General features: G+C 71.5%; 13 protein-coding genes. 6 read left to right on the top strand and 7 right to left on the bottom strand.

Going from position 1 to position 12219, the window contains the following annotated elements; all coding sequences use genetic code 11:
* The first annotated feature begins 35 nt into the window (after positions 1-35).
* Positions 36-464, top strand: a complete 429-nt coding sequence (locus ABZX90_RS25440) for an alpha-amylase (RefSeq protein WP_351133030.1) — start codon at positions 36-38, stop codon at positions 462-464.
* 80 nt (positions 465-544) lie between these two features.
* Here ABZX90_RS25440 and ABZX90_RS25435 read toward each other — a convergent pair whose 3' ends face one another.
* Positions 545-1045, bottom strand: coding sequence for a cysteine dioxygenase family protein (locus ABZX90_RS25435; protein WP_351133032.1), 501 nt, complete (start codon positions 1043-1045; stop codon positions 545-547).
* A 37-nt stretch (positions 1046-1082) separates the two neighbouring features.
* Positions 1083-1973: an amidohydrolase gene (locus ABZX90_RS25430; protein ID WP_351133034.1), complete on the bottom strand. Its 891-nt coding sequence runs from the start codon at positions 1971-1973 to the stop codon at positions 1083-1085.
* A 147-nt stretch (positions 1974-2120) separates the two neighbouring features.
* Between ABZX90_RS25430 and ABZX90_RS25425 the strand changes: the two genes are divergently transcribed.
* Positions 2121-3125: a LacI family DNA-binding transcriptional regulator gene (locus ABZX90_RS25425; RefSeq protein WP_351133036.1), complete on the top strand. Its 1005-nt coding sequence runs from the start codon at positions 2121-2123 to the stop codon at positions 3123-3125.
* A gap of 29 nt (positions 3126-3154) precedes the next feature.
* On the opposite strand, the gene ABZX90_RS25420 is transcribed toward ABZX90_RS25425, so the two are convergent.
* Both ABZX90_RS25420 and ABZX90_RS25415 read right to left on the bottom strand, forming a co-directional pair.
* Positions 3155-3817 carry a hypothetical protein gene (locus ABZX90_RS25420; RefSeq protein ID WP_355208346.1) on the bottom strand — a complete coding sequence of 221 codons (663 nt, stop codon included), beginning with the start codon at positions 3815-3817 and terminating at the stop codon, positions 3155-3157.
* A complete protein-coding gene (locus tag ABZX90_RS25415) occupies positions 3814-5457 on the bottom strand; it encodes a serine/threonine-protein kinase (RefSeq protein ID WP_355208343.1) in 1644 nt (547 codons plus the stop codon). Before ABZX90_RS25415 ends, ABZX90_RS25420 begins: the two co-directional genes overlap by 4 nt.
* Before the next feature lie 345 nt (positions 5458-5802).
* Between ABZX90_RS25415 and ABZX90_RS25410 the strand changes: the two genes are divergently transcribed.
* Both ABZX90_RS25410 and ABZX90_RS25405 read left to right on the top strand, forming a co-directional pair.
* Positions 5803-6987, top strand: coding sequence for a hypothetical protein (locus tag ABZX90_RS25410; RefSeq protein WP_355208340.1), 1185 nt, complete (start codon positions 5803-5805; stop codon positions 6985-6987).
* A gap of 41 nt (positions 6988-7028) precedes the next feature.
* Positions 7029-7697 carry a class I SAM-dependent methyltransferase gene (locus ABZX90_RS25405; RefSeq protein WP_355208337.1) on the top strand — a complete coding sequence of 223 codons (669 nt, stop codon included), beginning with the start codon at positions 7029-7031 and terminating at the stop codon, positions 7695-7697.
* A 106-nt stretch (positions 7698-7803) separates the two neighbouring features.
* On the opposite strand, the gene ABZX90_RS25400 is transcribed toward ABZX90_RS25405, so the two are convergent.
* Positions 7804-8661, bottom strand: a complete 858-nt coding sequence (locus ABZX90_RS25400; RefSeq protein WP_351133046.1) for an oxidoreductase — start codon at positions 8659-8661, stop codon at positions 7804-7806.
* Positions 8662-9017: 356 nt separating this feature from the next.
* Between ABZX90_RS25400 and ABZX90_RS25395 the strand changes: the two genes are divergently transcribed.
* Positions 9018-9758: a flavodoxin family protein gene (locus ABZX90_RS25395; protein ID WP_351129531.1), complete on the top strand. Its 741-nt coding sequence runs from the start codon at positions 9018-9020 to the stop codon at positions 9756-9758.
* A 193-nt stretch (positions 9759-9951) separates the two neighbouring features.
* Here ABZX90_RS25395 and ABZX90_RS25390 read toward each other — a convergent pair whose 3' ends face one another.
* Positions 9952-10521, bottom strand: a complete 570-nt coding sequence (locus tag ABZX90_RS25390; RefSeq protein ID WP_355208332.1) for a WHG domain-containing protein — start codon at positions 10519-10521, stop codon at positions 9952-9954.
* Positions 10522-10592: 71 nt separating this feature from the next.
* Between ABZX90_RS25390 and ABZX90_RS25385 the strand changes: the two genes are divergently transcribed.
* Positions 10593-11084 (top strand): FBP domain-containing protein, encoded by a 492-nt coding sequence (locus tag ABZX90_RS25385; RefSeq protein ID WP_355208329.1) that lies wholly within the window; start codon positions 10593-10595, stop codon positions 11082-11084.
* A 343-nt stretch (positions 11085-11427) separates the two neighbouring features.
* Here the strand turns inward: ABZX90_RS25385 and ABZX90_RS25380 are convergent, their stop codons facing one another.
* On the bottom strand, positions 11428-12090 hold the full coding sequence (locus ABZX90_RS25380) for a hypothetical protein (RefSeq protein WP_355208326.1): 663 nt from the start codon (positions 12088-12090) through the stop codon (positions 11428-11430).
* Positions 12091-12219 lie beyond the last annotated feature (129 nt).

Genomic DNA, 12219 nt, shown 5'->3' with positions numbered 1-12219 from the left:
GCATGGCTTTGCGCAATTCTTGCAGGAGTTGCAGGGTGGCAGCGCGCAGAGGCTCCAAGGCCACTGCCTTCGCCGACCTGAAGGACGCCACCATGTTTTCCGTCAGTCGCTCCGTACCCCCGCACCGGCTCAGGGCGATCCTGGGCCTGTCCGCCGCAGTACTGGGCCTGTTGAGCGCGACCGGCGCACCCGCCGCCGCGCGGGACGACGGCCAGGGCGCCCCGGGCGACGGTTCCGTCCCCGCGGCAGCCGCCCCCGACTGCGTCCACTACTACAGCGACTGGCGCTACACGACCGTCGTCAACGACTGCGACACCACCGTGAACGTCACCGTCGACTACACCGACGCCCAGGGCGCCCCGTGCCGCACCCTGGCGCCCCGGGCCATCGCCACCTTCGCGGGCTACGGCCCCCAGCTCAACTACGTCACGGGGCTGAGCACCTGCACACCGGCGGCCGTGTGACGCCGGCGCGCTGCTCGTCCCTGCCGGGGTGACGTGCTTCCGCCCTCGCCCGGGCTCAGGTCCGCGCGGGGCGGGCGCCGTCACGCGGCAGGGCTGTCCAGGGGGCGGAGTTCGTCGGCGTACGAGACGGAGACGCGGCGCATCAGGCCGTCGTCGGTGATGTCGTACTGCCCCAGGCGCCACAGCGGCGGCGAGTAGGCGTGGAGCGAGACCGCGTCGTCGGTGGCACCGGTGAGGCGGTGGATGTGGTCGGGGCCGAAGCAGAAGGAGTCACCCGCGCCGACGCCGACGGACAGATGACGGCCGCCTATGCGGGGGTTGGACTCGGTCAGCGCGCCCTGGACGACCCGGACGGCGCCCGACGAGACATCGTGGTCGTGCCATCCGGTGTCGTTCCGCCGGGTCCAGCAGAGCAGCCAGACGTCGACGTACTCGTCGCGGTGCAGGGAGGCGTAGTGCCGCTCCTCGTGGGAGAACGCGATCTGGTCGCGCCAGAGCTCCGGCCGGGCGGCCAGGTCGTCGACGAGTCGCTGGAGCTCGTGCTTGTCGAGCGTGCGGTCCGGCAGGGACGAGTACGTCACGGCGAGATTCCCTTCCAGGAGCGGTCCGCCGAACGGCTCAGGTACGGCCGTGCAGCAGACGGGCGGGATTGACGGTGCGCAGGGCGTGGACGGCGGCGTCCGCCCCCAGGTCGGGGATGACGAGCGGTGCGTACGGCCGGTCGCTTCCACTGACGACGACATCGATGCCGACGGCCCGGACGAGGGCGTCCACGGCCCGCGTGCCGTAGGAGGAGGTGTCGTAGAAGACGTCGAAGTCGACCTCGCCGCGGCCGCCGCCGCGGGCCGCGAGCCGTTCGCCGTGCAAGGGGGCCAGGCCGGCGAGTGCGGCGAAGCAGACGCGCAGTCCCGGATGGCGGGCGCGGCCGAAGGCCCGGAACGCGAACCACGCACCGTGCACCTGCTGTTGGTAGGGGACGAGGGCGGCCCACCAGGGCGGGGCCTCGGGGACGGGGGGAGCCTTGCCCGGATGGACGAACAGGGGCTTGTCGAGGCGTGTGAGGAGGTCCAGGAACGGGGCGCACTCGCGCCATCCCGCCGCGTCCACGAGGGCCGTGGCCGGGAGTTGAAGGCCCACGCATCCCCGGCGCAGGTCGCGCTCCACCGCCGCGGGGTCCGGCTCGCTCAGGCAGGGGGAGGCCCAGACGCCGAAGGGTGCCGGGAGGGCGAGCGCCCCCTCGTGGAAAGCGCTCAGCAGCGGCAGGGATTCGACCGCCGGCAGGTACTCGACGCCCAGCGGGCTGGAGAGGGAGACCAGGGCGAGGCCGAGGCCGTCGGCGGTGGCCAGACGAGTCCGGGCCGCGATGTCGTGATCGGCCGGGTCCACCTCGTACGGCGGCTCGCCCTCCAGGCGCAGCGTCCAGCCGTCGAGGTGCGGCGGCGTGCTGCGTGCACGCAGCAGCTCGACGAAGTCGGGCGGCCAGATGTGCTGGTGGACGTCGATGGGCACCCTGAAGTCCTTGAGGAGTCCGTGCGGTGACCGCGTGGGAGGGGCATAGGTTAAGCGCTTCAGTGATGCGCTTAACTTAAACGCTTAACAACCGAGCGTGTCAAGCACGTGCCCGCGACGCGGACGCGGCCCGGTAGGCTTCCCGGCATGGTCAGGCCCCAGAAGCGCACCACCCTCAGGGAGGTGGCCGAGGCCACCGGCCTCTCCACCGCCGCTGTCTCCTATGCCCTGCGCGGCAAGCACGTCTCCAAGGAGACCGAGGAACGCGTACGCAAGGCCGCGGCCGAACTCGGCTACGAGGCCGACCCCATCGCCCGAGCCCTCGCCAGCGGCCGCACCAGCATGGTCGGCGTGCTCGCCGGCGACCTCCAGGACCTGTGGCAGCAGCAGCTCATGGCCGCCATCGGCCGGGAACTCCTGGCGGGCGACCGCTACGCGCTGATCCTGGACGCGGGCGGCGACCCCGACCGGGAACTCGTCCTGGCCAAGCAACTGCGTGATCAGCGCGTCGACGCGCTCGTGGTGTCCCCGGTGAACCCGGCGGCGGAGGCGTGGGCGGCGATCGCCGACGCGCTGCCGGTCGTCGCCGTCGGCGACTCACTGAGCCGGGCGCGCACGGCCGGGGAGGTCATCTTCGACAACCGGGCCGGGATCGACGCCGTGCTGGAGTACCTCCACGGTCTCGGCCACCGCCGGGTGACCGTCCTGACCCCGACACGGCCGAGCACACCCGACCGGCCCGCCGACGTGTATGTGCGCGAGGCGGCGGACCGGATAGGGCTGCGGGCCGAACTCGTCCCCTGCCCACAGGAGTTGGGCGCCGCCACCGTCGTCGCACGGAAAGTCCTCGACGGCGACCGGCGCGCCACCGCCGTCTTCTGCTTCTCCGACTCCCTGGCGTACGGGGTGTACGCGGCGGCGGCTGAGGCCTCCCTCGTCGTGGGACGGGACGTCTCCGTGGTCGGCTTCGACGACCACCCCGTCTCCCGCGTCCTCACACCGCCGCTGACCACGGTCGGCTGGGGACTCACACAGATCGCCGCGGAAGCCGCCCGGCTCACCGCTTCCGCGATCGAGGGAAAGCGGGCACGCAGGAAGCGGATCCTGTGCGCTCCGATGATGTGCGCGCGTGGATCGGCCGTGGCGGTCTGAGAAACCCTCAGGCGCCGCGGCCGGCCGCGTCAAGGACAGTGGTAGGTGAGCCGTGTCGAGACGGTGCGCCGCTCGGGTGACAGCAGCCGCAGCTCGGCGCGTGCTTCGTACGTGCCCTTGCCCTGGAACGTCCACAACAGGTGCAGCGGTGCCCGCTTCTGGCCGCGTGTCAGGTCCTCGTGCAGGACCTTCGAGGACGTGCCGTCGCTGCGGATCCAGCGGTACGCGAGGGTGCCCGGCCTGCCGTTGGTGGTGACCACGGCCACGACATCCGCGGTCTCGTCGCATCCGGGGGAGGACGACACGGCGGAGACCGCGACGCCGTCCACGTCGATGGAGGGCGCGGGACGGTGCCAGAGCAGAAACGCGAGGACGGCCAGGAGCACCACGGTGGGCAGCGCGTGTCTGCGCCAGGTCCGGCGGCGTACCGGCACCACCGCCGGAGGCGGCGCGGCGACACGGCGTACGGTGTCGGCGTTCACGCCGGGGCCGAAGCGCAGCAAGGTGCCCTCGACCCGGTCGGGTCGCGTGTCCTGCGCCACGGGGCCCGACAGCGCCTCAGTCGCCGTACTCCCGGTGAGGGGAAGTGTGTCGGGGGAGTCCGGCCGCTGGATCCAGTGGCTGGCCAGCGCGGTCGCACTGTAGTCGTCGTCGGCGGAGGGGGCGCCCGGAGCGCCGGGGTGTTCGTTCATCGGAGGGTGCACCGCCGGGTCAGTAGCTGCTGCCAGGCGCCGCCGTCGGCTGAGACCGGCTGGGTCCTGGCCTGGACACCCCAGTAACAGCCCGCTCCCGCGAACGTGTGGTCGAGGGCGAGGGTGTACTTGGTCGATCCGCTGCGCTGGTACGTCTCGGCCGCCCCGTCCTGGGCACCGGCCTCGCCTTTCACCTCGCCGGTGAACCACGAGACGGTGATGGTGACCGGCCCGGTCCCGTCGGTGGTGACGGTGACCGACGCCGCCCCGGTCGCCGTGCCCGTCTGCCGGAAACCGCTGAACGCGACGGACTTGACGCTGACCCCGACGGTGGGCGACGGGGGTGTCGTGGTGGGCTCGGCCGTCGTCGTCACCGGTGCTGTCGGCGGCGCGACGGTGACGGACGCGGTGGCGGTGGCCGACGCCGACGCGGGCGGTTGCGTGGTGGCGACGCCCTCCGAGCCGGAAGGCGTGGGCGAAGCCGATGTGGACGACGACGCGGACGGCGTCGGGGAGTCGGGATCCGCCGTCGCCGTGGGGCCGCTCCCGCCGGTCGGCTGCGCGCTGGTGGTGGCGAGCGCCTGCGCGGCCCTGCGAGGCGTGCCGAAGTCCGGAGCGTGCCGGTCGATGCCGTACGTCAGCAGGAGAGCGGCGACGAGCGCTGCCGCCGACACGAGCAGCGCGCGCCCGCTCGGCCGCCAGGCCCGGAACCAGTCGGGTGTCCTGCCGAGGATCGTGCGCGCCGTGTCCGTGGCGCGGCGAGGAACGGCGGGGGCGGAGGGAAGCAGCAGAAGGGACAGTGCCACGAGCGCCGCGAGTCGCCCGCGCCCGCGCTCCTCCCAGTCCGGCCCGTACGCGCCGCCGGCCGTCGCCTCGAGTTCCGCGACGAAGTCCTCGGCGTGGGCGGGCCGTTGCTCGGGTGACTTGGCCAGGCCGCGGTGCACGAGGGAGCGCACCGGCTCGGGAACCTCGTCGGCGGGAATGGCTCCGTCCACGTGCTGGAGGGCGAGTTCGGCCAGGTTCTCGCCCGTAAAGGGCTTGTGGCCGGTCAGGCACTCGAAGAACGTCGCGGTCGCCGCGTACACGTCGGCGGCCGGGGAGGCGGGGGCGCCGGTCCACTGCTCGGGAGCCATGTACGACGGGGTGCCCGCGATGCCCGCGGTGGTGCCGTCGGTGGCGGCGATCCCGAAGTCGACCAGCTTCGACGTGCCGTCGGGGCGGACGAGGACGTTCTCCGGCTTGTAGTCACGGTGGACCACGCCGAGGCGGTGGGCGTCGGCGAGGCCGAGCAGCGAGCCCTTGAGGAGGACCAGAGCGGCCTCCGGGGTCAGCGGAGCGTCCTTGGCGAGCAGGGCCCGCAGACAGACGCCGTCCACCAGCTCCATCACGATGGCCGCGCCCTCCGGCCCCTCCACGTACTCGTACAGGCCGGCCACGTGCTGACTGCGCAGCCCGCCGAGCAGCCGGGCCTCCGCCCGGAACTCCAGTACGAAGCCGGGACGGGTGCGCAGCGACTCACTGAGGTACTTGACCGCGACCGGAAGACCGGTCTCCTCGTGAACGGCCAGCGCGACGCGTCCGCTCGCCCCCGAACCGAGCTCACGGGACTCGGTGTAGCCCGGTACCGCCCAAGTGCTCATGACCCATCTCCCCAAGACGTGGGGCACGTGAGGCATTCCGGTCCCCTCGCGCTCCCAGCCGTGTGCTGTGAGACACGATTCCCGCCCCTGCGGTTGCAGGCGGTCGGCGAGTGTACCGCCCGACTGCCGCCATCCACGGCGGACGGTCCGTCGCCACCCGTCCCGTCGCCGCGCTCAGCCGATCCGCGCCGGGCCCCGGGCGTCGCGGCGGAAGGCTCGGGACGGGGGAGGGGTGGGTGCCGGTTGCAGGGTTCGGTCGGGCCGAAACCACGGGGCCGGTTGCCCGGTTGATCCGGTGACGCACCTTCCCTGCGCCGGCCCAGCCACGAGGAAGTGGGACATCGTATGAGGCCCAACGAGTCACTCAAGGCGCTGATCGACGAAGCGGGTCTGACCTACGAGGCACTCGCCCGGCGGGTCAACGCGATGGGCCGTGCCCGGGGCAGGGTCATGACCTACGACCGGACCTCCATCGCGCACTGGGTCCGCGGAACCCGTGCGCGTGAACCCGTTCCGGACCTGTTGTGCGAGGTGTTCTCCCGCCGCCTGGGCCGGACCGTGGACCGTCGCGAGGTGGGTATGGACGCGACAGCGCGTGCTTCGGGCAGGGACCGCGCCCTGGCACCGGGCGCCAGGGCGGCCGCCGACCCGCGTGTCCCGGAGCAGCGGACGCCCTTCCTTTCGGGACCCGGGACGGCCTTGTCCGCCAGGGAGGTCGCTTTCGCGTGCGCGGAACGCTTCTTCGCCCTGCAAGGGGACGCCCGGGGCGGGAGGGTGACCCGGCCGGTCCTCTCGGCCTATCTGCGCGGCACCGTGCTGGGCCCGACCGGTGAGGTCCGTCCGTCCTCGTTGCCCGCCCCGGAACTGGCCCACGCGGCGCGCACCCTCGTCCTGCTCGCCCGCGCCTGCACCGACATGCGCCGGTTCTTCGAAGCCCAGCACATCCTGGAACGCGCGGCCGTGCTGGCGGCGCGTGCGGGGGACGACGCCGCCGAAGCCATCGCCTGGCGGCTTCAGGGCGAGTACGCCCTGACCCGAGGGCTGACGGCGCTGGCCGCCACCCATGTCCAGCACGCGCTGCACGTGTCCCGGCGGACCCCGGCGGGGGTACGCGCCTACGTCGCCGTCCAGGCGGCGGAGACCAGTGCCGCGATCGGGGACGAGGCCCAGGCGATGGACTGGCTGGACATGGCGCTACGTCTCCTGGCGGGGGCGCCGGACGAGAACCTGGGTCCCTTCGGCAGCTACCGGCCGGCCGCGCTGCACTTCCGGCAGGCATGTGTACTCCGCCGCCTCGGCAGACATGAGGCGGCGAAGACCGCTCTCCAGGCCTCGCTGGAGGAACGGGCCGTGTACGAGGAGCGGCCCATCGTGCTGACCTGGGTGGCCCGGGCCCGTCTGCATGCCGAGGCAGGACAACGGACCGAGGCCCACGACGCGCTGGTCCGGGCGCGGCAGTTGAACGCACGTGTCGGCTCCCAGGAGGCGGCCTGGTCCATCACCCGGCTGGAATCGCTCCTCGGCACCTGACACGGCACGACCCCCTCCCCGGGGGCGGCTAACCTCCAGTCATGAGTGATCACTTGACCTCTGTCGGGGATGGCACCGTCCGGGTCAGAGGGACCGCCGGTTATGCCGAGACGGCGGACGCGCTGGCTGTTCAGTACGAGGGCGTCACGTTCGAGGAAGTCCATCTCGACGTGCTGCCCCTGGTGCCTGTCGAGGCAGGCCGCGTTCTGGATGTGGGCGCGGGGACCGGGCGCGATGCCGCCGCTCTGGCGGCCCGCGGACACAAAGTGGTGGCTGCCGAGCCGACCGCCGAGTTGCGGGCGCATGGACAGCGCATCCATGCGGGCAGCGCGATCGAATGGGTCGATGACGCGCTTCCGGACTTGACACTCGGTCAGCACTCGGGGCTGTTCGACGCGGTGTTCGCCACCGCGGTGTGGATGCACCTGGACGCCCACGAACGGCGGCGCGCGATGGGCAGGATCGCCGCACTGTTGGTGCCTGGCGGCCGGCTCTTCGTCAATCTGCGCCACGGACCCGTGCCGCCGAGCAGGCGTATGTTCGACGTGTCCGCCGCTGAGACGGCCGAACTCGGGGCTGCGTACGGCCTGCGGACGGTTCACCGCGGTGAGCGTCGCGATCTGCACGGTCGTGCCGACGTCCGGTGGAGCTGTCTCGTGCTTCAGGCGAACGAACCCGACCGTGGGACTTGTTCGGCGGACGCCGAATGAGTCGATGACACGGGCCGCCGTGCTGAAGGCGTCGGAGTCGATGGTGAGTGCCGCTCCGGCGCCGGTCCGGAGGTCCGTCCGGGGGCATGCCGTACGGCCTTCGCGCCTACCCCAGTTCGGCCAGGTCCTCGGCGCTCAGTTCGAGCGCTCCGGCGGCGATGTTCTCCTCCAGGTGGGCCAGGGAGCCGGTGCCGGGGATGAGGAGGATGTTGGGTGACCGCGCCAGCAGCCAGGCCAGGGCCACCTGGGGCGTGGTCGCCCGGTGGCGGGCGGCGACGGTGCCAAGGTGCTCGGCGGTGACCGGCTGGAAGCCGCCGACCGGGAAGAACGGAACGTAGGCGATCCCGGCTTCCGCGCACGCGTCGACGAGGGGGTCGTCATCGCGCCGGGACAGGTTGTAGAGGTTCTGGACGCAGGCGATCGGCGCGATCTTGCGGGCCTCGGCGAACTCGTCGGCGGTGACGTTGGAGATGCCCAGATGCCGGATCAGGCCCTCGTCGCGCAGCGCCAGCAGGGTGTCCAGGGGCTCGGCCAAGGGCGTCCCGGTCCCGTCGAGGTCGCCCAGTCGGAGGTTCACCACGTCCAGCCGGTCCAGGCCGAGCGTGCGGAGGTTCGCCTCGACCCCACGGCGCAGATTGTCGGCGGTGAGGCCCGTCTTCCCGGCCGCCGGCAGGGCGATGTCGGAGCCCTCGACCAGCGCTCCCACCTTGGTCACGATGACCAGGTCGTCCGGGTAGGGGTGCAGGGCCTCCCGGATCAGTTCGTTCGCCGCCACCCCGTCACGCGCGTAGTAGTTCGAGGTGTCGATGTGGTTGACGCCGAGTTCCACGGCCCGCCGCAGAATACGCAGTGCGGTGTCCCGGTCCGGCCGGTCGCCCCGCGGCCAACCCGTCAGTTTCATTGTGCCGTAGCCGATTCGCGCGACGCTCAAGTCGCCGCCGAGTGCCCATCGTTCAGTCGTCACGATCACCACCCTAGTGCTCCGGCCGTCGTGGTCATCGCGCTGACGAGGGACCGGTTCGGAACGGGTACGGCCCGGGAACCGTGTCAGCCGGGCCGTCGCGCGACCGACGTTCGGCTCGTCCCACGGCCTACACCCGTACGCCGTACACGGCACGCCGTACAGGCACGGCGTACGGCATACACCCGCACGGCGCGCGTCGTAGCGGCGTACGCCATCCGTGACGACCGTCAGTGCGTCGTTCGGGGACAAGCCGGGGTGCACAGGAGACGCTGCTCCTGCACAACCACTCGAAACCGTCGCCACGTCACTGCGAACCCCGGCCCCGCACCGCCTCAGCCCCGCACGAAGGAGTCCCCATGACCGAGCCACCGTCGACCTCGGCAGCCGACGACGCCTACCGCTTCGAGGATCTGCGCGCGCTGTTCATCAACTGCACCCTCAAACCCGCACCCCAGCAGAGCCACACCCAGGGGCTGGTCGACAAGAGCAGCGCGATCATGGAGGCGCAGGGAGTCACGGTCGAGGAGGTACGCGCCGTCGACCACGACATCGCACCGGGCGTCTACCCGGACATGACCGAACACGGCTTCGCCACGGACGACTGGCCGGCGATCCAGGAGCGGGTGATGGCCGCGGACATCCTCGTTCTCGCCGGGCCGATCTGGCTCGGTGACAACAGCTCGGTCACCAAGCAGGTCGTCGAACGGCTCTACGGCGGCTCGGGACTGCTCAACTCGGCGGGTCAGTACGCCTATTACGGGCGCGTCGGCGGCTGTCTGATCACCGGCAACGAGGACGGTGTGAAGCACTGCGCGATGAACCTCCTCTACAGCCTCCAGCACCTCGGCTACACCATTCCGCCGCAGGCCGACGCCGGCTGGATCGGCCCGGCGGGACCGGGTCCGTCATATCTCGACCCGGGCTCGGGCGGCCCCGAGAACGACTTCACCAACCGCAACACCACTTTCATGACCTGGAACCTGATGCATATGGCGGCCCTGCTGAAGCGGTCCGGTGGCATCCCGGCCCACGGCAACCAGCGTTCGCGGTGGGACGCGGGGTGCCGTCCCGACGCCCCGAACCCCGACTACCGCTGAGTCACGGACTGTGCGCGGGCCGGTCCGGCAGCGGCTCCGCGAGCCATGCGCCATGGACGCACTGCCGTGCACGACGTCGGCGGGGCGCGCGGCGGACGGTCCCGTGCCGGGCACCCGCGGGGTCAGCGGTGTCCGGCACCAGGGCCCGGAGGGGATGCCGGCGCCGTCGGTGTCCGGGCGGTCGCGACGTCGGTCACGGGGCGGGCCAGTTCCGCAGCAGGGCGTCGAGGGCGTCCAGGACACGTGACCAGCTTTCCTGGGAGTCGGGGGCGCTGTGGCTGAACCCTCCGCCCATCTCCAGGCTGACGTAGCCGTGGAACACGCTGCCCAGCATCCGGACCGCATGGGTCTGGTCCGGTTCCGTCAGGTCGTAGCCGCGCAGGATCGCCCGCATCATCTGGGCGTGCTTGACGCCGGCGCTCGCTGCCGCCGTGTCCGGGTCGAGCCTCAGCTGGGCCGCGGCGTAGCGGCCGGGGTGTTCCCTGGCGTAGTCGCGGTAGATGTTCGCGAAGGCGGTCAGGGCGTCCTTGCCGGCCCGCCCGGCCAGTGCGGCGGCCCCGCGGTCGGCGAGTTCGTCGAGGGCGAGCAGCGCGATCCTGGTCTTGAGGTCGTGCGAGCTCTTCAGGTGTGAGTAGAGACTCGCGACCTTGACGTCGAACCGCCTGGCCAGCGCCGAGACGGTCACCTGATCGAAGCCGACCTCGTCGGCCAGCTCTGCCCCCGCCCGCGTCAGGCGCTCGGCGTTCAGTCCCGCGCGAACCATGTCCTTCCTCTCCTTTGGCGTAACTGATTATGCATTTGCCTAATACCTTTAGGCAAATTACCGTGAGCTGTATGAAGCCGTTGACCGAGCAAGAGATCCGCACCGCGTTCGTGAACTGCACCAAGGGCGAGGCGAAGCGCCTCTCCGTCCCGCGCGACCTGGCCGACCGGGCCTGGGACGACCTGGACTACCTCGGCTGGCGTGACCCTCAGGCGCCCGAACGCGCCTACATCGTGGTCGAACTGGACGGCGGCCCGAAGGCCATCACGCTCCGCTGCCCCGGCGCGACCTCGGGGCACATGCGGCGCAGCATGTGCTCGATGTGCGTGACCACCCACACCGGTGGTGTCTCCTTGATGGTCGCGCCCAAGGCGGGGAAGTCCGGACAGCAGGGCAACTCGGTCGGCGCCTACCTGTGCAGTGACCTCGCCTGCTCGTTGTATGTCCGGGGAAAGAAGGACGCGGGCGTCGGAGGGCGGCTCCACGAGTCGCTGACCCTGGAGGAGAAGATCCAGCGGACCGTGGCGAACCTCGCGACGTTCGTCGCCAAGGTGACGGCCTGAGCGACGGTCCGGGAGCACGGAATCCGAGGTCAGGGCGCGTCCCGCCCCGATGACGGTGAGACCGGCGACAACCCCCTCTGCGTCGAGGAACGGGCCGCCCGTCACCACGTCGCCGCGGATCGAAGTCGCCGTGTCGGCGGCGGGCCGCGGCGCGAACGCCGTGGCGACACCTGGGCGACCAACCTTTCGACAGGGCACATCAAGGCGCCCGGAAGGCACATCAAGGCGCCCGGTGCGGAGCCGCGCCGAGCTCCCCGACGGCCATCGCGAGCGCCGTCCCGTCCGGTCGACGCGGTCAGCTTGAACGCCCAAGTCACCTGCCGGGAAGCAGGGGTGACCGGGGTCAGCTGTTGTCCGCCTCCGTCGGCTGCTCCTCGCTCGGCGCGGACGCCGCCGGCTTGGGCTCAGGAGCGTCGACGGCCGTGTAGAACACGGAACTTCCCTGCTTGGCGCGATGGGCGTGGCTCTTGGCCACGAGGTTCTCGAGTGTGGTCCGGACGACGTTGGTCTGGATGCGCCGGTCGGGGTGGGTCTCGCCGAGGGCGGTGGAGACCTCCGCGGCGGAGCGCGGCTCACTCTGGTCCGTGAGGTAGCCGCGGATGAGGTCGATGAGGGTGGGCTGAGCCGATGTGGCCTTGTCCGCGGCCTTCTTGGCGGACGCCGTCAGGGCTGCGGCGCCCGGCTCGGCGTCGGCCTTCCTGGCCCGCCTGCGCTTGCCGTCGGCGGACTTGGCGGACCTGGCGGACTTGGCGGGAGTCTTCTGCTGGGGCACCGAGGGCACCGGGGTCGGCTCGGGGTCGGACTCGGTGAAGGGGCTCGTGGCCCCCAGCGCCTGGTGCAGATTGGTGAGGACGGCGTGGTCGTGCCGCAGAGCGTTCAACTGTTCCTGCAGCGCGTCGATTTCCGCACCGATGCGCTCCTGCTCCTTGGCGTTGCGCTCCAGGTCGCCGACCACTTGAGCGGTGTACTGCGATGTCAGTTCGGTGGGAGTCTTGGTGTCGGGCACGGTGGAGACCTTTCTTAGGTGCGCGGCCGCCGTACGAACACGCCACGAAGTTGTCCGAGGGTGGGGCGTGTTCCTGTTGACCGGGCTGCATGGCTGGGCAGCCGCACTTGATGCGTATGCCCCGGCTTA

Origin of the sequence: Streptomyces sp. NPDC002935 (assembly GCF_040611295.1) — a bacterium.
In the GTDB taxonomy this organism is placed as follows: domain Bacteria; phylum Actinomycetota; class Actinomycetes; order Streptomycetales; family Streptomycetaceae; genus Streptomyces.
This window is presented reverse-complemented; position numbering and strand designations above follow the sequence as displayed.